Annotated in this window: 20 protein-coding genes and 1 tRNA gene; 12 read left to right on the top strand and 9 right to left on the bottom strand. The window is 47.9% G+C overall.

Annotated features, from left to right (window positions below; all coding sequences use genetic code 11):
* Positions 1-246: 246 nt before the first annotated feature.
* The 8 genes from GN208_RS05170 to GN208_RS05135 all read left to right on the top strand — a co-directional run bounded on the left by GN208_RS05170 (position 247) and on the right by GN208_RS05135 (position 7,107).
* Positions 247-483, top strand: coding sequence for a helix-turn-helix transcriptional regulator (locus tag GN208_RS05170; RefSeq protein ID WP_004241835.1), 237 nt, complete (start codon positions 247-249; stop codon positions 481-483).
* A gap of 145 nt (positions 484-628) precedes the next feature.
* Positions 629-1,177, top strand: coding sequence for a type 1 fimbrial major subunit FimA (fimA, locus tag GN208_RS05165; RefSeq protein ID WP_032098450.1), 549 nt, complete (start codon positions 629-631; stop codon positions 1,175-1,177).
* 253 nt (positions 1,178-1,430) lie between these two features.
* Positions 1,431-2,078, top strand: a complete 648-nt coding sequence (locus GN208_RS05160) for a fimbria/pilus periplasmic chaperone (RefSeq protein WP_046024374.1) — start codon at positions 1,431-1,433, stop codon at positions 2,076-2,078.
* 43 nt (positions 2,079-2,121) lie between these two features.
* Positions 2,122-4,710, top strand: coding sequence for an outer membrane usher protein FimD (gene fimD / locus GN208_RS05155; RefSeq protein WP_004235895.1), 2,589 nt, complete (start codon positions 2,122-2,124; stop codon positions 4,708-4,710).
* Between the two features lie 7 nt (positions 4,711-4,717).
* On the top strand, positions 4,718-5,719 hold the full coding sequence (locus tag GN208_RS05150; protein WP_004235893.1) for a fimbrial adhesin FimH: 1,002 nt from the start codon (positions 4,718-4,720) through the stop codon (positions 5,717-5,719).
* An 11-nt stretch (positions 5,720-5,730) separates the two neighbouring features.
* Entirely contained in the window at positions 5,731-6,264 is a 534-nt protein-coding gene (gene sfmF, locus GN208_RS05145) for a fimbria assembly protein (RefSeq protein WP_004235892.1), read from the top strand.
* A gap of 161 nt (positions 6,265-6,425) precedes the next feature.
* A complete protein-coding gene (locus GN208_RS05140; RefSeq protein ID WP_004235891.1) occupies positions 6,426-6,758 on the top strand; it encodes a DUF1971 domain-containing protein in 333 nt (110 codons plus the stop codon).
* 7 nt (positions 6,759-6,765) lie between these two features.
* Positions 6,766-7,107 carry a DUF1869 domain-containing protein gene (locus GN208_RS05135; protein ID WP_004235890.1) on the top strand — a complete coding sequence of 114 codons (342 nt, stop codon included), beginning with the start codon at positions 6,766-6,768 and terminating at the stop codon, positions 7,105-7,107.
* A gap of 53 nt (positions 7,108-7,160) precedes the next feature.
* Here the strand turns inward: GN208_RS05135 and GN208_RS05130 are convergent, their stop codons facing one another.
* From GN208_RS05130 to fdhF, 6 genes are all read right to left on the bottom strand, one after another.
* Entirely contained in the window at positions 7,161-7,442 is a 282-nt protein-coding gene (locus GN208_RS05130) for a GNAT family N-acetyltransferase (protein WP_004235889.1), read from the bottom strand.
* Between the two features lie 17 nt (positions 7,443-7,459).
* On the bottom strand, positions 7,460-8,392 hold the full coding sequence (locus tag GN208_RS05125) for a nucleoside recognition domain-containing protein (RefSeq protein ID WP_004235888.1): 933 nt from the start codon (positions 8,390-8,392) through the stop codon (positions 7,460-7,462).
* A 233-nt stretch (positions 8,393-8,625) separates the two neighbouring features.
* A complete protein-coding gene (locus GN208_RS05120) occupies positions 8,626-9,321 on the bottom strand; it encodes a DUF554 domain-containing protein (RefSeq protein WP_004235887.1) in 696 nt (231 codons plus the stop codon).
* Positions 9,322-9,793: 472 nt separating this feature from the next.
* Positions 9,794-10,021, bottom strand: a complete 228-nt coding sequence (locus GN208_RS05115; RefSeq protein WP_004235884.1) for a sulfurtransferase TusA family protein — start codon at positions 10,019-10,021, stop codon at positions 9,794-9,796.
* A gap of 12 nt (positions 10,022-10,033) precedes the next feature.
* On the bottom strand, positions 10,034-11,074 hold the full coding sequence (locus tag GN208_RS05110; protein WP_004235883.1) for a YeeE/YedE family protein: 1,041 nt from the start codon (positions 11,072-11,074) through the stop codon (positions 10,034-10,036).
* A gap of 271 nt (positions 11,075-11,345) precedes the next feature.
* A complete protein-coding gene (gene fdhF / locus GN208_RS05105) occupies positions 11,346-13,514 on the bottom strand; it encodes a formate dehydrogenase subunit alpha (protein ID WP_004235882.1) in 2,169 nt (722 codons plus the stop codon).
* A gap of 369 nt (positions 13,515-13,883) precedes the next feature.
* On the opposite strand from fdhF, the gene GN208_RS05100 reads away from it, so the two are divergent.
* Positions 13,884-14,258 (top strand): hypothetical protein, encoded by a 375-nt coding sequence (locus GN208_RS05100; RefSeq protein ID WP_015422585.1) that lies wholly within the window; start codon positions 13,884-13,886, stop codon positions 14,256-14,258.
* A 232-nt stretch (positions 14,259-14,490) separates the two neighbouring features.
* On the opposite strand, the gene GN208_RS05095 is transcribed toward GN208_RS05100, so the two are convergent.
* A tRNA-Ser gene (locus GN208_RS05095) sits at positions 14,491-14,578 on the bottom strand.
* A 191-nt stretch (positions 14,579-14,769) separates the two neighbouring features.
* Here GN208_RS05095 and tusE point away from each other — a divergent pair.
* Positions 14,770-15,099: a sulfurtransferase TusE gene (tusE, locus tag GN208_RS05090; RefSeq protein WP_004241806.1), complete on the top strand. Its 330-nt coding sequence runs from the start codon at positions 14,770-14,772 to the stop codon at positions 15,097-15,099.
* A 7-nt stretch (positions 15,100-15,106) separates the two neighbouring features.
* Here tusE and GN208_RS05085 read toward each other — a convergent pair whose 3' ends face one another.
* Positions 15,107-15,385 (bottom strand): acylphosphatase, encoded by a 279-nt coding sequence (locus GN208_RS05085; RefSeq protein ID WP_004235877.1) that lies wholly within the window; start codon positions 15,383-15,385, stop codon positions 15,107-15,109.
* 202 nt (positions 15,386-15,587) lie between these two features.
* Between GN208_RS05085 and hspQ the strand changes: the two genes are divergently transcribed.
* Positions 15,588-15,908: a heat shock protein HspQ gene (hspQ, locus tag GN208_RS05080; protein WP_004235876.1), complete on the top strand. Its 321-nt coding sequence runs from the start codon at positions 15,588-15,590 to the stop codon at positions 15,906-15,908.
* A gap of 46 nt (positions 15,909-15,954) precedes the next feature.
* Here the strand turns inward: hspQ and GN208_RS05075 are convergent, their stop codons facing one another.
* Complete coding sequence (locus GN208_RS05075) at positions 15,955-16,368, bottom strand: CoA-binding protein (protein ID WP_004235874.1); 414 nt, start codon at positions 16,366-16,368, stop codon at positions 15,955-15,957.
* 131 nt (positions 16,369-16,499) lie between these two features.
* Here GN208_RS05075 and GN208_RS05070 point away from each other — a divergent pair, with 131 nt between their 5' ends.
* The gene (locus tag GN208_RS05070) at positions 16,500-16,958 is read left to right on the top strand and encodes a methylglyoxal synthase (RefSeq protein WP_004241804.1); all 459 of its coding nucleotides are present in this window, start codon (positions 16,500-16,502) and stop codon (positions 16,956-16,958) included.
* Positions 16,959-16,980: the final 22 nt, after the last annotated feature.

Genomic DNA, 16,980 nt, shown 5'->3' with positions numbered 1-16,980 from the left:
TAAAAAAGATTACAACGATCAAAAAATCATTATCAATAGTTTTTATCAATCAATAATTGGCCTTTGATCGTTATAACTAACTTTACTTAGCCTGTGTAAGCGCTAATACTTAATCCCGAAATGCAACCACGCTTTTCCTGCCATATTTAATTATGACGGAATTCGGGTCTGTATTATCTGATTAGTTATTCAGAATACCTTGCATATTATTCCCATAAGAAACCCGGTAATTTTTGAGTACGACTCATGATGAATATAAATAAAATTGTTGGAGAACAAATCAGAGCACACAGAAAAGAACAGGGATTATCCGGTTCAGAATTAGGTGACAAATTAAAATTAAGTCAGCAGCAGGTTTCACGCTATGAGCGCGGGGAATGCAATATTCCGCTTGATATGCTGTTTACTATTTCACTTGTTCTGGAAGTGCCTTTTGTAAAGCTGTTTGGTGATCTTAACAACAGCCGGGATTATATGTTTTAATTTTAGAATTTTACGTTTTTTCATTTCTGATACACACAACACTCAAATTGTATCTGAAGATTAACCTCTTCAGATGTAGTGGTTTACTATTCTGTTGAGATAGTAAAATTTGAAGATGGCGTTTATTTTTTAGGAATTCAGTATTATGAAATTAAATATTATTGGTGCATCTGTTGTATCCGCTTTATTATTCTCCGCTGCTGCATCAGCAGCAGATCCGGTAATCGTAAACGGCGGTACAGTTCATTTTACCGGGGAACTTGTTAACGCAGCATGTGCAGTCAGCACTGAAAGCAGCAACCAGACTGTGGAATTAGGTCAGTACCGTACTGCTAAATTAGCAGCTTCCGGTGACATGTCTACTCCGGTTCCGTTCAAAATCAAACTGGTTGACTGTGATCCGGCTGTGGCAACCACTGCTGCTGTTGCATTCTCAGGCCAGAGCATGACCGGCGACGCTACCTTATTAGCGGTTAACTCCGGGACTAACGCACCGGCTGCACAGAACGTCGGTATTCAGATCAGTGATACCGCATCTAAAGTATTATCTCCAAGCGGTGCTGATTTCTCAGCAACTAAAACCTTAATCCAAGGTACTAACGTATTAGATTTCACTGCCCGTTATGTTGCCAAAGGCGCAACTACCCCGGGTCAGGCAAATGCTGATGCAACTTTCGTTGTTAAATACGAATAATCAATTACCGAACGTAATTAATTAAATAAATAAAAACTCTCTCTGCACAGAATTATTTTTCTTAATTCTGACGACGGATTGTGCCTGTAACAGGGAGCGGAGAGAGTTTTATATATCACCTTCTGTATTATAAGCCACCCCGAAAAATGAAATACCATACTCTATGCGTTATTTCTGACAGAGAATATTAAGAGGTACTTTTGTGATTTCTGATTATTTTAAAAATAGTGCATTGATATTGTTTTTCACACTGATGTCAGGGTTTGCTTATTCAGCGTCAAATCAGAACTCAGGAATTGCACTGGGTGCAACCCGGGTCATTTATCCTCAGGATGCAAAACAAACATCACTGTCTGTGATTAACCACAGCCCGAAAGAACGTTTTCTGATCAACTCATGGGTTGATAACGACAATGGCAAAGAGAAAGATTTTGTTATCACGCCGCCATTATTTGTGATGGAGCCTGCCAGCGAAAATATTCTGCGGATTGTTAACCTGGCTCAGGATTTACCGAAAGACCGCGAGTCTGTTTTCTGGCTGAACGTAAAAGCGATTCCGTCCGTGGATAAAGAATCACTGGAAGGAAAAAACGTGCTCCAGCTGGCTATTTTGTCACGGATTAAATTGTTCGTCAGACCGGTAAATTTACCGATCCAGACAGAAGATGCGGCAGAAAAAATTACCATCACGCAGAAAAGCGGCACGATTACGATTGATAACCCGACGCCGTATTACACCACTTTCGTCAATATTATTTTAGACGGGCGTCCGCTTGAGAATGTCATGGTCGCGCCATTCAGTACCCATCAGATTGCCGGTAAAAACGGCCGTAAACTGACTTATCAGACAATTAATGATTACGGCGGACTGCGCAAACAGCGCGAAGTGAATCTGAATTAAGACATTCATTATTTTATTGTTGTCATGCAGGGAACAGGGTGAAATGAGTAACATCAAAAAGGTTTTCACACATACGCCGGTTTATTTTGCTGTGCTTGCCGCGGTGACGTGTTTTTTCCCTGCGGGAACCGCCGGTGCGAAACCTTCCTTTAACGCCGCGTTTTTAACCGATGACCTGTCTGACGCGGATGTCTCTGATTTATCCCGCTTTGAATCGGGCGGCTATCAGCCGCCCGGTACTTACCTGGTTGAACTGTCTGTTAATAATGACTTTGTTTCCTCCTCTGAAATCACCTTTACCGAACTGAAAAATAAAGAGGGTGAGCCTTATTTATTCCCCTGCTTCAGTGCGGAGACCATTATCGGTTTCGGGGTAAATATCGCCCGTCCGGAGGAATTAACAGAGCAGGATAAACAGTGCTTCCCGTTTACCGAAAAAATTCCCGGTTCAGAATATCACTTTGATTTTCAGAAACAGCGGCTGATGCTCAGTTTCCCTCAGGCCAGTCTTTCCGGGCAGGCCCGCGGCTATATTCCGCCGGACAGATGGGAATCCGGTATTCCGGCACTGTTTATGAACTATTTCGCGTCCGGGAATAACAACTCGGATAATACCAGCAGCTACTACGTGAACCTGAACTCGGGGTTTAACCTTGGTGCGTGGCAGTTCCGTCAGTCAAGCTCCTGGAATTACAACAAAAGTAAAAACACCAGTAACAGCCAGTGGCGCAGCCTGATGAACTATGTTCAGCGGCCGATTATTGCCCTGAAAAGCCAGCTGGTTATCGGTGACGGCAACTCGGACGGCAGTGTCTTTGATTCTGCCGGGTTCCGTGGTGTGCGGCTGTTTTCTGTCGATAATATGTATCCGGACAGCCAGCAGGGCTATGCCCCGACCGTGCGCGGTATGGCAAAAACGGATGCCAAAGTGGTTATCCGCCAGAACGGCTATGTGATTTATCAGGTCTATGTCCCGCCGGGCCCGTTTGTCATAAATGACTTAAACCCGGCCACCTCCAGTGGTGACTTACAGGTCACCGTCGAGGAGAAAGACGGCACTCAGCAGCAGTATATTGTTCCCTACTCCACACTACCGGTGCTCCAGCGTGAAGGCCGTGTGAAATATGATGTGATGGCCGGGGAATTCCGCAGCGGTAACAGCAACCAGGATAAACCGAAGTTTGTCCAGGCGACCCTGCTCGCCGGTCTGACACGGGATATCTCCGTGTATACCGGGACACAGCTGGCAGACAAATATAAATCTGTACTGGTGGGTGTCGGTCAGAATATCGGCCGCTTTGGTGCCTTCTCCTTCGATGTCACCCATGCAAACAGTGAACTGGCGGACGGCTCGAATCACAGCGGGCAGTCCTTCCGTTTCCTGTACGCGAAATCCCTGAACACCACCGGGACCACGTTCCAGTTATTGGGTTACCGCTATTCCACCAAGGGCTTCTATACCTTAAACGATGTCGCGTATAAGCAGATGTCCGGCTATGAATTTGCCCCGGACGGCGAGGATGGTGATGACGGCAAGCCGATCATTATTAATTATCACAACCTGCTTTATAACAAAAAAGGGCGCTTCCAGGTCAATATCTCGCAATCATTTGACCAGTACGGCTCGCTCTATATATCCGGTAACCAGCAGTCTTACTGGAACCGCAGCGGTAAAGATGAATGGTATCAGGCCGGGTATTCCAACAGCTGGAACGGGATAAATTATTCCGTTTCCCTGAGTACCACCAAAGCGCTGGAACTCAAAGAGCGCGATAACATGCTGTCGGTGAATGTGTCCGTACCGTTCTCCTCATTCTCGTCGCGTAATGCGCGCAGTAATGATGCCTTTAATAACGCGTATGCCACCTTCTCCGCCACCAATAACTCCGGCGGCCGCGAGGCTTACCGCGTTGGCGTGAACGGCACACTGCTGGAAGACAGAAACCTGAGCTATTCCGTCTCACAGGGGCATGTCAGCCAGCAGGGTTATAACGGCTCAGCGGGCCTGGATTATCAGGGCACTTACGGCGATTTCGGGATCAGCTATAACTACGACCCGGATCAGAATCAGCTGAACTACCGGGCCTCCGGCGCAGTGCTGCTGCATGAAAACGGATTGACATTCGGCCAGTCAATCAATGACACCACCGTGCTGGTCAAAGCACCGGGTGCCGCCGGTGTGGCGGTGGAAAACTACACCGGGGTGAAAACGGACTGGCGCGGTTACGCCATTATTCCTTATGCCTCGGCATACCGTAACAACCGTATTGCCCTGAATCCGGATTCATTTAATGACAATACGGAAATTAAAAATAATGTGCAGAACGTGGTACCGATCAGCGGGGCTGTTGCCCGCGCCACGTTTGATACCAGTATCGGGATCCGGGCGCTGCTCTCGCTGACCCACAACGGCAAACCGATCCGCTTCGGCAGTATGGTGCAGGAAACCGGCTCTCAGATCAGCAGTATTGCCGATGATGACGGACGTGTGTATTTAACCGGCCTGCCGCTGACCGGGAAATTACTGGTGCAGTGGGGGAATCAGCCGGGTGACCAGTGCACCGCGGATTATGATTTTACCCGTCAGGAAATCAAAGGGCCGTTACTGCGGACCGCGCTTGAATGTAAATAGAGAGTTAATGATGAAAAAGAGATACGCAATCCCGTTATTAATGGCATTTTTACCTCTTCCGGCGCTGGCTGTGGTATGCAGTAATGCGGCGGGCGGAACCAGTGAGGTCTTTTACGATCTGACCGACAGCTTTACCTCCGCCAATAACCAGGTGGGTCAGGTAAAAGTGTTAACCAAAAACTTCAGCGAACGGGTTGAGGGAATATGCCCTGTCCACTCCGGCAATAACCGGACAATGCGCAGCTATGTCGCCAATATGCCGGTGGTGGAAACGGAAGGATCCTATAAATACCTCCAGCTGAATGATTATCTGCGGGGGGCGATGAGTATTACCGACAGCTCTGCCGGTACATTTTACCCGCCGCAGGACTATGTTCTGATGGGCACACACCCGAACGTGACCAAGGGAAAACCGTTCGGCATTATGGACAGTAATTTTACCTTCCGCCTGAAAGTCACCCGCCGTTTCGTTGACCAGGTGGTGATCCCGAAAAAGACCTTATTTACCGTCTATGTCACGACGGCAAATACTGACCCGCTGAGCACGCCGGTTTATACCATCAGTTACAGCGGCATTATTAATGTACCGCAGCAATGCAAAGTCGGGGTTAATGATATTGTGGTGATTAACTTCGGTAAAATCGGTTCACAATTATTCAGCCAGGCCGGTGCCGGTAATAAGCCCGCTACGGTGAATAAAAAACTCGAAAATATCGCGATTCAGTGTACCAACGTGGAAGCGAAAGCCTATCTGACATTGCGTATCGAAGCGGAAAAAGTTAACGGCAATATGATTGTCTCCGATAACCCGGATGTCGGTTTTATTGTCGGTGATCAGAACGGTAATGCATTAACCCCGAATAATATCGGCAGTGTTATTCCGTTCCAGCTCGACGGCGCCGGTTCTGCCCGGACAGCAATTACCGCCTGGCCCGTCAGTGTGACCGGTAATAAACCGAAAGAAGGTGTTTTCCAATCCCGCGGTTATTTACGCGTTGACTACGAATAACAGGCACGGCAATGAAGAAACACATTAAACAGACTCTGCTCCCCCTGCTTTGCGGTAGTCTGCTGATCCATTCAGCCGCCGCTTATGAACTCGGCCGGGTCAATATTGAGTTGTCCGGTGAAATTGTCGCTTACAGTTGCGGGGTCGAAGTTTCCCAGGCAAATAAAAAAGTCGAACTGGGGCGCTGGGCACTGAAAAATTTCCGCGCCGCCGGTGATAAAACACAATCCATGCCGTTCAGTTTTCAGTTACAGAATTGTCCGCCCTCTTCTGCCGTCACCTTTGTCTTCAGCGGTAAGAAAGATAAGCAGGACAGCTCACTGCTGGCAATAAATGAGGGAGCAAGTGCTGCAGGCTCTGTGGCGGTGGAGATCCTCGACAGTCAGAAAAACCGGCTGCCGGTGGAAACCAAAAGCCCGAAAATTGCCATGGATATTAACGGCAACGGTCAGGCACAATTTTATGCCAACTATATTGCCACCGGAAACCGCCCGACCCCCGGCATCGCTGACGCAGATGCCACTTTTATGATTACCTACGATTAATCATAGCCCTCTTTCCCGGCGTCTGCCCTGCTGACAGCCCCCGGCTGTCAGCGGGTAAATCGTGCTGTTTCCCCTGAAGTTGCATCTAAAATACTTTTTAAATTTTGAAAAGTATTTTAAGATTAAGCCTTAATCATGTGTTTAACTTCAGGAGAACACAGATGGAACGCATCATCATTCCGACTAACTACATTCATGTCCGCAGCACCCCGCTCTGGACCAAAGAAACCGCACCGAAATCTATCTGGCAAAGACATCTGGATAAAGGCACCCGTCAGGGCGTTTATCCTAAACTGTCTGTTATGCAGGGCACGATTGTTTACTATTCCTATGCGGATGAAACCAGCCCTGAACCAACAGACACCCTGGTAATCCAAGCCGGGCAGTTCGGTGTCTTTCCGCCGGAAACCTGGCACCGGATAGAAGCGGTTACTGACGATACTGTGTTCAATGTCGATTTTTATGTCGCCCCAGAGATCCTGACCGAGGAGTAACACAATCATGAACGACGAAAACAAAGGCTTTTTATTAGAGCTGATAAATGAAAGTAACGGCCTGAAAGCGGAAAAACTCTTTCTGAATCCGAAAAAGTTATATATCCCTGAGATTGCAGCGGAAGAAATCGCGTTGCTGGTCAGTGAATTAGACGGCAAAGAAAAGATTAATGATGCGGCACTGATGGTCACCATGACCAATAAAAATAATGGTGTGTCAGTGGATAAAGACGTGGATTCTGCTGCTGAATTAGCTGATGCTGAAAACGCGGCGCAAATCGTCAAGGATCTGATTAATATTATCCGCGGCTACGATATGGATGAAGAAACCAATATCTGCGGATGGTAACTGCTCTGTCTGTGCCGTGAGGGGAAAACCGGTTTCCCCTCCGGCATTGTGCATTATCCGGCGTGACGGATATCGTCATACTCACGGGTTTTATCAAACACGCTTTTGGCAAACGGACAGAGCGGAATAATTTTCCGCTGTTCACGACGCATTTTCTCAACCACCGCCGCAACCAGCTTATTACCGACTTTCTGCCCGCGCAGGCTGTCATCCACCATAGTATGGTCAATAATCACCAGATTATCCCCGGTATATACAAAGGTGATTTCCGCTATCCGGCTTTTGCCGTCCTCAGACAGAATATAAAAACTGGTTTCATCTTCACGAATATCCATCACTTATCTCCTGCGGCTTAAAATAATACTATATGCAAAACCGTGCGGATGAGAATACCGATCAGTGCTGCCGGGATCACATAACGGAATAAGCGGACAAACCGGGAACTGATACCGAGAAAAATTCCGATCCCCGGTAAATCAAATGTCTGGATGAGTAAACCGGCAGACGCATTAATCTGATTGGCGGTTACCGCGCCCTGCTGCACCAGGTCAGAAATCACCCCGAAATAGGCGGTACCCCCGGCCACACATTTCACCAGGGCGGGCAGTACAAAACTGTCCGGAATATGCATAAAATTCAGTACCGGCATCAGAATATGGTGCAGCCATTCAATCACCCCGGCGGCCTGCATTAATCCGACAATGGATAATGACAGGATAAGCATCGGGATAGCCCCGAGTGCCAGACGGATAGCATCCGCCCCCGCGCTGTTGATAACCGACAAAATTCCCTGATTATTCTGCTCCGCATCCGGCAGCGGCTCTGAACTTGCGGTCTCTGTTGCGGATAACCGGCGGCCGGTGACATACCAAGTGAAAGCCGCCGCACACAATCCCCCTGCAACCGAGATAATAATGGAGGTTGTCCAGTGCAGCCCGAACGGCATCAGCGGATAAAACACATTCCCCTGCCCCATAGCAAAACACATCGCCAGGGTGGCGGCCATATGGCGATCAGAGACACCCCGCTTATCCATAATCGCAAGTGTTGCCAGTGGTGCGGCAAAACTGACAAAGTTTATCTGGATCAGCGCGAATGCACTCATCCCGGTTAAGCCGAAAGGTTTGAGTAAAGGTGCCAGCCAGCGGACTATCACATCCAGCACGCCTCTGACAGACAGGTATTTCATTATGATCAGCATCACGACCATAATCGGTAATAAGGTATAAAGTGCGACATCAACGGAGGATTTACCCGCTGAAATGATAATACTGATGACATCCATGGAATGAATACGGAAAGTAACTGAATCGGTTTTCCGGATTATAACCCTGTGATTTCAGAAGTAATTCAATTTCTTGAAGTGGTTCAAATAAAGCAGATAAAAACAGCCAATCCTGTATTTGCAGATAATTTATTCAGCCGGATGCTGTTTTGCGGGATCAATAACCAAAAAATAACCCTGCATGACAGACTGCCACCGTCTGCTGTATCTATCCGGCTGATTTACATCATAATTCAGAAAGATGACCAGAGCAGCGACAGCGGCATCACCAGTACCAGTGCCGGAAGCAGGTTAATCACCGCAAACATTTTAATACCGCAGATCCGAAGCCCGGTCGCGATTAATAATACCCCGCCCGCTGCAGTAAAATCCGCCATCATGGCCGGTGTGGTAAACGGCATTAATAACGCACCGCTGCCCGCCAGTGCCAGCTGAATAATCAGCATCGGCGCGGCAATAACCGACACCGCAATACCCAGTGAGCAGGCAAATATCATCGCGGTAAAAAAATCCATAAAAGCCTTGGTCAGCAGAACGGTCGGATCACCGGTCATGCCTTCATGCATCGCCCCGAAAATTCCGGTACCGCTGACACAGAACAGGAATATCAGCACCACATAGTTTTCGATAAAACTTTCCTGAGCCCCGCCCCGTGCCGGAAGCCGGGTCTTTATTTTACCGGCCACCGCATTAATTTTATTTTCCAGGCAACACAGTTCACCGATAACCGCCCCCAGCAGCACCGACAACACCATCACCGGCATATTGGCACATTTTATAATCAGCAACACCCCGATGGCGAGCGAGGCCAGGCCGAATACAGAGGGCATGGATGTCCGGATACGTTCCGGCAGCCGGTGGCTCAGCCCTGCCCCGGCAATTCCGCCGATTAATACTGCGGCGGCATTAATAAAAGGTCCGGTAACCAAAGATCACTCCTGCTTTTTTTATTTGAATCTCATTATTATACGGAACCGGTACAATACTGTACGTGTACCTGTCTGCAAAACAGGATCAATAAAATATAAAGCGGGTATTGACTCTTACGTCACGTAAGGCCGCAGTCTGAGCAGCATTACAAGAGGGAAATATGTTACTTCAGGTTGGTGAAATTGCTGAGAAGACCGGACTGACAGTATCGAACGCCTTACCCAGATTCAGATATTGCGGCAGATAGGCGTCAAACTAAAGGATATCGGTAAAATACTCGATGGTCACGGCGGGGATATGGCGAATCTGCTGAAAGAGAAGGTCAGTGTATTAACGGCGCAGATGCAGGAATAAGAACGTGTTTCACTGCGTACCGGTGAGCGATGCGACCTCAAATTTGCCTGTGAACAATTCCGTCTTTTTCTGTCCGGAAAAGTTCCGTGCAACGATTTTCAGGCCGCCATCATTTCGTTACCCTTTTTTAATTTCCATCCGCCATTGCGCATCACCGATTTGTTCAAAATCAGTAACTTCATGGCCGGCTTCTGCCGCCCAGCGCGGAATATTTTCCGTCGCCTGAGCGCAATCGTATTTGATGACCAGTACATCACCGGTCGCTAATGTTTCAATGGCTTTTTTTGCTTCAATTAACGGAAAGGGGCACAGGTGCCCGCGGGTATCTAATTCCAGCGTATTCATAGTTTCACCTTATTACTTTATTTTCTGAGGACGTATGATCGTAAAATAACTGACAATCCAGCTGCCGGCGATAATGCAGGGAATAAACGCCCAGCCCTGCCAGGAGAACCAGGCCGTATTGACTAAGGTATTTCCCAGCATACAGCCGCCGGCAAGGCCGCTGCCGATACCCATGAGTAATCCGCCGGTCAGGCTTTTTATCATCACGGGAAAACCCGGGTTGCGGAAACGAAATTCCCGGCTGCCTTTTGCGGCGATAAACGCCCCGGCAAAAATCCCGATCAGCAGATAACCCGCCCAGTTAAAGAATTTCAGGTCGCCGGCCGTCACCAGTGAAAATAATTGTGCGCTCGGGCCGCTGATCCCTAACCCGCCGACACGTCCGTCCGCCAGGCTTGAAGGCCAGGCAAGCAGAGCAATGACACCAATTATCAGGGCAGAAACAAACGGATGCCAGCGGGCTTCAAACAGCAGGTGAGCGACCCCGGTTTTCCGGGCTTTCATTTTGGGAATGTGAACAGATTTGTATTTATTCAGGTGACGATTCACCAGAAAAACCGTCAGCAGCACCAAAACAATAATCGCGATATACGGCGGGATATTCAGTGATTGTGTGATAGTCGGGGAATCCAGCTTCGGTGTGGTAACCGGAGAAAAGACCTGTTTTACGGCAGACTGACGGATAAACCAGCTGGCAATAATAAAACCGCCGACGGCTGTAATGCTGCCTGCCAATCCTTCCGCAGCCCGGTAATAAGCACCGGTTGAGCAGGACCCGGCAAATGCCATCCCCATGCCAAAAAGTAATCCGCCGGCCAGAGTTGCCAGCCAGGGAAATGTGCCTCCGGGGATTTTTGCAATACCGAAATAAGAAAAAATGAAGAGTCCGATACTCTGGACAGAGATGACAATCAGAATAGCAATCAGCATTCTGCTGTCGCGGAAGAGATAGAGATCGCGCAAACCACCGGCTAAACAAAAGCGGCCGCGCTGCATAACAAAACCCAGTAATACCCCTAAGAATAAACCGGATAGATGAGATAAACTTATCATAGACATCGCTCCTTTAAGAGCGCTATCTTAGCGAAATATCTTTTTGATTATTTGAGGAAAATCACAGAAAACGGAAATATTGTTTTATGTGCGGGCAGAAATAACCGGCAGGGGACATTTTCCGGCTGACGATGACACCAGTAATCACAGGGGACTCATCTGCATCCGGCGGCTGCCGGCTTTTTGTGTTTCATTCAGTAATGATGTGGTATAAAAAACCACAGAGTGCTGTAAAACACCCTGTGGTCACATGGTATTAAATGTATTCCGTTTATTGAATCTGGCTTTCTGCTGTTTCAACTAAACCGATTAACCGGTTCCGCATGACAGCATATTTTTCTTTGACTAGAGCTTCGGCCTCTTTCTGATTATCAATTCTGATCACTCTCGCCGCACAGTATTTAGTTTCCGGTGTTTTGGATACCGGATCCAGATTATCCTGTGTCAGTTCATTACAGGCACCAATCCACCACTGATATGTCATATAAACCGCTGGTTTATTAATCGTTTCATTGATACTGCACCGGGACATCACTTTCCCTCTGCGTGACTCCACCCACACAATATCCTGGTCTTTAATTCCCAGCTTTCCTGCGGTTTCCGGATGCATCTGCACATATCCCGGTTCGTCAGCCAGAGATGCCAGCGCCTTACAGTTACCGGTCATAGAACGGCATGAATAGTGCCCGACCTCACGGACAGTGGAAAGGATCAGCGGATATTCATCATCCGGCAGTTCCGCCGGCTTCCGCCACGGTGCGGCAAACAGCAGTCCTTTGCCTGACGGGGTATCAAAGACGTTATTCTGATAGAGGTATGGTGTCCCCGGATGATCTTCTGACGGGCACGGCCACTGAATATGTGCCAGCCCTTCCAGTTTTTCATAGGTGACACCGTAAAACAGCGGACACAGTTCTCTGAGTTCATCCCAAATCTCTTTGTTGTCAGTATAAGACATCGGGTATCCCATCTCTGTCGCCAGCAGACTGATAATTTCCCAGTCCCGTTTTACATTTCCCTGTGGTTCAATGGCTTTCTCAAACCGCTGAAAGCCCCTGTCCGCGCAGGTAAAGATACCGCCGTGCTCACCCCAGCTGGTTGACGGCAGAATAACATCGGCCTGCTCCGCTGTTTTGGTCATAAAGATATCCTGCACCACCACAAATTCCAGGGCATCAAACCCATTGCGGACGAGTTGTAAATCCGCTTCTGTCTGCAGCGGATCCTCCCCCATGATGTAATAGGCTTTTACCTTTCCCTCAATGGCCAGATGCGGGACTTCCGTAATACGGTAGCCCGCCTCAGGGTCAAGGGATTCATACGGGATCCCCCATGCCTGCGCAAATTTACGTCTGACATTTTCATCTGTCACATTCTGATAGCCGGGGAACATATTAGGCAGTACCCCCATATCACAGGCACCCTGAACATTATTCTGCCCTCTGACCGGTGCAACCCCCACACCGGGTTTTCCCAGATTGCCGGTTAATAACGCCAGTCCGGAAAGGCCTTTGACGACATCCACCGCCTGCCCGAATTGTGTCACCCCCATCCCCCACATAATGGTTGCGGTTTTTGCACGCGCATAGGTTCTCATCGCCTGACGGATTTGTGAGGCCGGAATGCCGGTAATATCCTGAACCACTTCAGGGCTGTAATCCTGAACGGCTTTTTTGTACTCCTCAAATCCCTCTGTAAACCGGCTGACATAATTTTTGTCATACAGATTTTCATCGATTAAGGTATAGGCGAACGCATTAACCAGCGCCATATTGGTACCGTTCCGCAGAGGAAGGTATTGTGTGGCAATTTTAGCTGTTTCTATTTTTCTCGGGTCGCAGACAATAATTTCCGCGCCGTTCTCTTTTGCTTTTATCACCCGGCGGGCGACAATAGGATGAGAATCCGCACAGTTATACCCGAATACCAGCAGGCAACCGGAGTGTTCAATATCCGCGATGGAATTGCTCATTGCCCCGTTACCCAATGTCACCTGTAATCCGGCCACTGACGGGCCGTGACACACCCGGGCACAGCAATCCACATTGTTGTTACCCAATACTGCACGGGCAAATTTCTGCATCACAAAGTTGGTTTCATTGCCGGTTCCGCGTGAGGAGCCCGTACACATAATGGATTTTGCACCGTACTTTTCTTTAATCTGTTTCAGCCGGTGAGCGGTATAATTAATCGCCTCCCGCCAGCTGACAACTTCAAACGGTGCGCCTTTTTCTCTGCGGATCATCGGCTGATTTATTCTGGCTGTCAGTAACTTGTTATCATTAAGAAAATCCCAGCCATATAACCCTTTCAGACACAGCTGCCCCTGGTTGGTAACACCATCAGCACCTTCTGCTTTGATTATTTTTCCGTTTTCAACACAAAGATTCAGTTTACAACCGGCACCACAATACGGGCATACAGATATGACTTTATTCATTTGACGTCCTTTCCCCTGACCAGGGAGTAAAAGAGTAAGAAAAGAAATGTCATCTATGCATATTACATGCCAGTAAAAAATAGCTTTATAATCAATGAAGGATCGGTTTTTTGATGTGTCAGACAACAATAATCGACATTTTTGACGAAACGGGAAGGGAAATATTGCCGGAAAAAATATTGTGCTAATCAGCAGCATGATGCTGAATGCGGCGACATCAGCTTCCGGCCGGAGTGGACAGTTCGCCTGAAGAAAATTATCTGAGAAAACTGTTTCGGTTCAGGGAACAGAGAAACCTTTTATTTATCACGGATAATTTTTTGTGAGAAAATCACACTTTATTACCATTAAATTAAGGGTATCTGAGGGATGAAAATTTTCGGTATTATTGTCGTTACAATCGGATGTATTTTATTACAAGGCTGCGATACTCAGGAAACGAAAGTCGTAAAATATATGAAGTGCAGGCTTGCCGTTGATGAAATCGGAGATCAACAAGCGAAGGTTAATTTTCGCATGAATGGGGTAACATCTGTTTTTGGTGATGAAATACCTAAAATGAGCGGTTACGATAGTATGCGTTTACAGCAGGAAGCAAGAGATGATTTAAAAATGGATGTTCCGAACAAAAGACTCTCTGTGGAAAATTTAATCGATGAATATGAAAAAAGCTACTGTGCAGATATTCATCAGTCGCCGCAAAAAGAAAAAATAAAAGAACTGAAATATATTTTAAACCTCTAACATTGTTAAAAGTTAAACATAAAACTCCGGTGACCCAATACGGAACGAATCAGACAAAGCGAAGTGGCACCATCATAATATCACGCCCTGCACTCTGTTATATCTGACTTCAGCGAAATTCATACTGTGCAGTTTGGTGAGGTTTTCGCTGATAGCCGGGCAAATAACGTTACTGTAAGGAATGATTTATCAGGAATTGAGAGACTTCAGGAGATACTGGGAGACGTTGAGATGGCGGAGGAGGAGAGATTCGAACTCTCGGACGGTTTCCCGTCGGCGGTTTTCAAGACCGCTGCCTTAAGCCGCTCGGCCACCCCTCCGCAATGACGTGCACTATAGTCCCCTCACTGTGCCTTGTAAAGTCCCGGATAGTTTAAATGCCGGAAATTTAGTCATTTCTCAATGTGTTAGCTGATTTTATCATCATTATCACCGCTTTCTTTCTTCTGATGCTTGGGGTAGCGGCAGATTTTTGCTACATTTTCATTCTCATTTTCAGCAGGTTCAGATTATGTTTGTGTTTGAAGGGCGTGAAATCGCCACTGACCCCCACGGCTATTTACTCAATGTGCAGGACTGGCAGGAAGCAATGGTGCCGCTGCTGGCTGAACAGGAAGAAATCACCCTGACAGAACAGCACTGGGAAGTTATCCGCTTTGTGCGGGATTTTTATCTGGAATTTAATACCTCACCGGCTATCCGCATGCTGGTGAAAGCCATCACACAGAAGTATGGCGAGGAGCGCGGGAACAGTCGTTATCTGTACCGCCTGTTTCCGAAAGGCCCGGCCAAACAGGCAACAAAGCTGGCCGGTCTGCCGAAACCGGTGAAATGTATCTGACCGCCGTTTATTCGTGGCGGACACGGAATACCGCAACTTCCCTGTAATCACAGGGGGTTGCGATGATATCTGTCACTTTCGCCCCCGGCGGCCCGCCCGCCTCCAGCCATGCGGTCATGGCCTCCAGCACACTTTCATCGCCATACGCTTCAATTTCCACACTGCCATCCTGACGATTGCGGACAAAACCGGTCACATTATGGCGTTTTGCCCAGTAAAACGTTTGATAGCGGAAACCAACGCCCTGAACGCGTCCGTATACGGCAAAATGTCGTCCGATCTTCATTATATCGCTCCTTTTTCCGAAAATGTCACTATTTTAATCTGTATCGCTGTCCGCCGGTTGTAATTTTACCCACTCCCCGATAACCTGAAATTGTCAGCTGTTGCTGATTGCAGTGATAGGAAACAACAATCTGTTAAGGGATTGAATCTGTCATCAGTACCCCCCATATTAGTAACAGAGCAAAGTTTCTTCGGAGGTGATTATGATGATTTCAAGTAAGTTCGGTATCGGACAACAAGTTCGCCATAAGCTGCTTGGCTACCTGGGCGTGATTGTCGACATTGATGCTGAATACTCACTGGATCAGCCGGAAGAGGACGACATCGCATCCAATATGAACCTGCGCTCTGCGCCCTGGTACCACGTCGTGATGGAAGACGATAACGGTGAGCCTATCCATAGCTATCTGGCAGAAGCCCAGATCACCTATGAGATGGATGAAGACCACCCCGATAACATCACTATGGATGAACTGGCTGAGTCCATCCGCAACCAGTTACAGTCTCCCCGGTTGCGCAATTAACAATACGAAGAGCCCCGCCACTCACATGCCGGGGCTTTATTTTTACTTACTTTTCCAGCCCCAGACGTGGGATCTCAATTTTCGGGCAGCGATCCTCAACAAACAGCAGCCCGGCGTTTTCCGCCAGCGCTTTCGCCTCACTGCTGATAATCCCCTGCTGCAGCCACAGCACTTTCGCTTTTATGGCAATCGCTTCCTGCGCAATACCCGGTGCGGCATCCGCATTACGGAAAACATCCACCATATCCACCGGCTCCGGAATATCGGCAAGCGTGGCATACACCATCTGCCCGATCAGGGTTTTTCCCGCCAGTTTCGGATTCACCGGAATCACCCGGTATCCCTGTCCCAGCAGATACTCCATCACATGATAAACAGGGCGGTCCGGTTTATCACTCGCCCCCGCCACAGCGATCGTTTTTACCTGCTGAAGAATACCGGTCAGAAATGTGTCATTCATAGAAGCCTCTTTTATCATCCTGCGCAACAATCTGAGTTATAGCATACTGAATTGAAAATCACCTGTTGGCGGAACCCTTTTTTTCGCTTATGTTATTGAATAACATTTTATTCGCCGGAAAAGAGAGCGTTATGGAATCGACCACCCGAGTACTGACCAAGCATAAAAAAATCGCCCTTGTGGCTCATGATCACTATAAAACCAAATTACTGGACTGGGTTAAACGCAATCTGGCTAAATTAGAAGGCCATGAGCTGTTCGCCACCGGCACTACCGGCAAACTGATCAGCCGCGAAACCGGGCTTGAAATCACCGGCATGCTGAGCGGGCCGATGGGCGGGGATCAGCAGATAGGCTCAATGATTGCGGAAGGGAAAATTGATGTGCTGATTTTTTTCTGGGATCCGCTCAATGCCGTGCCTCATGACCCGGATGTGAAAGCGCTGCTGCGCCTGGCGACCGTCTGGAATATCCCGGTGGCAACCAATATGTCCACAGCTGATTTTATTATTCACTCGCCGGATTTCGATAACGATGTGGATATTGTTATTCCGGATTACAACCGCTATTTAAGTGAGCGGACTCAGTAACGGCTTTCTGCGGCGGTGATAA

The organism is Morganella sp. HSTU-ASny43, assembly GCF_022819185.1.
GTDB lineage: Bacteria > Pseudomonadota > Gammaproteobacteria > Enterobacterales > Enterobacteriaceae > Morganella > Morganella morganii.
The sequence above is the reverse complement of the archived record's forward strand: the minus strand, read 5'-3'. Positions and strand labels throughout refer to the sequence as shown.

Coding starts and splice junctions, on each gene's coding strand:
- GN208_RS05115 (WP_004235884.1), bottom strand. CDS start 10,021: ATGAATACGCTGGAATTAGATACCCGCGGGCACCTGTGCCCCTTTCCG.
- GN208_RS05075 (WP_004235874.1), bottom strand. CDS start 16,368: ATGAATGACACATTTCTGACCGGTATTCTTCAGCAGGTAAAAACGATC.
- tusE (WP_004241806.1), top strand. CDS start 14,770: ATGTTTGTGTTTGAAGGGCGTGAAATCGCCACTGACCCCCACGGCTAT.
- GN208_RS05140 (WP_004235891.1), top strand. CDS start 6,426: ATGGAACGCATCATCATTCCGACTAACTACATTCATGTCCGCAGCACC.
- GN208_RS05085 (WP_004235877.1), bottom strand. CDS start 15,385: ATGAAGATCGGACGACATTTTGCCGTATACGGACGCGTTCAGGGCGTT.
- hspQ (WP_004235876.1), top strand. CDS start 15,588: ATGATGATTTCAAGTAAGTTCGGTATCGGACAACAAGTTCGCCATAAG.
- GN208_RS05070 (WP_004241804.1), top strand. CDS start 16,500: ATGGAATCGACCACCCGAGTACTGACCAAGCATAAAAAAATCGCCCTT.
- GN208_RS05160 (WP_046024374.1), top strand. CDS start 1,431: ATGTCAGGGTTTGCTTATTCAGCGTCAAATCAGAACTCAGGAATTGCA.
- GN208_RS05135 (WP_004235890.1), top strand. CDS start 6,766: ATGAACGACGAAAACAAAGGCTTTTTATTAGAGCTGATAAATGAAAGT.
- GN208_RS05170 (WP_004241835.1), top strand. CDS start 247: ATGATGAATATAAATAAAATTGTTGGAGAACAAATCAGAGCACACAGA.
- GN208_RS05100 (WP_015422585.1), top strand. CDS start 13,884: ATGAAAATTTTCGGTATTATTGTCGTTACAATCGGATGTATTTTATTA.
- fimD (WP_004235895.1), top strand. CDS start 2,122: ATGAGTAACATCAAAAAGGTTTTCACACATACGCCGGTTTATTTTGCT.
- GN208_RS05150 (WP_004235893.1), top strand. CDS start 4,718: ATGATGAAAAAGAGATACGCAATCCCGTTATTAATGGCATTTTTACCT.
- sfmF (WP_004235892.1), top strand. CDS start 5,731: ATGAAGAAACACATTAAACAGACTCTGCTCCCCCTGCTTTGCGGTAGT.
- GN208_RS05125 (WP_004235888.1), bottom strand. CDS start 8,392: ATGGATGTCATCAGTATTATCATTTCAGCGGGTAAATCCTCCGTTGAT.
- fimA (WP_032098450.1), top strand. CDS start 629: ATGAAATTAAATATTATTGGTGCATCTGTTGTATCCGCTTTATTATTC.
- fdhF (WP_004235882.1), bottom strand. CDS start 13,514: ATGAATAAAGTCATATCTGTATGCCCGTATTGTGGTGCCGGTTGTAAA.
- GN208_RS05110 (WP_004235883.1), bottom strand. CDS start 11,074: ATGATAAGTTTATCTCATCTATCCGGTTTATTCTTAGGGGTATTACTG.
- GN208_RS05130 (WP_004235889.1), bottom strand. CDS start 7,442: ATGGATATTCGTGAAGATGAAACCAGTTTTTATATTCTGTCTGAGGAC.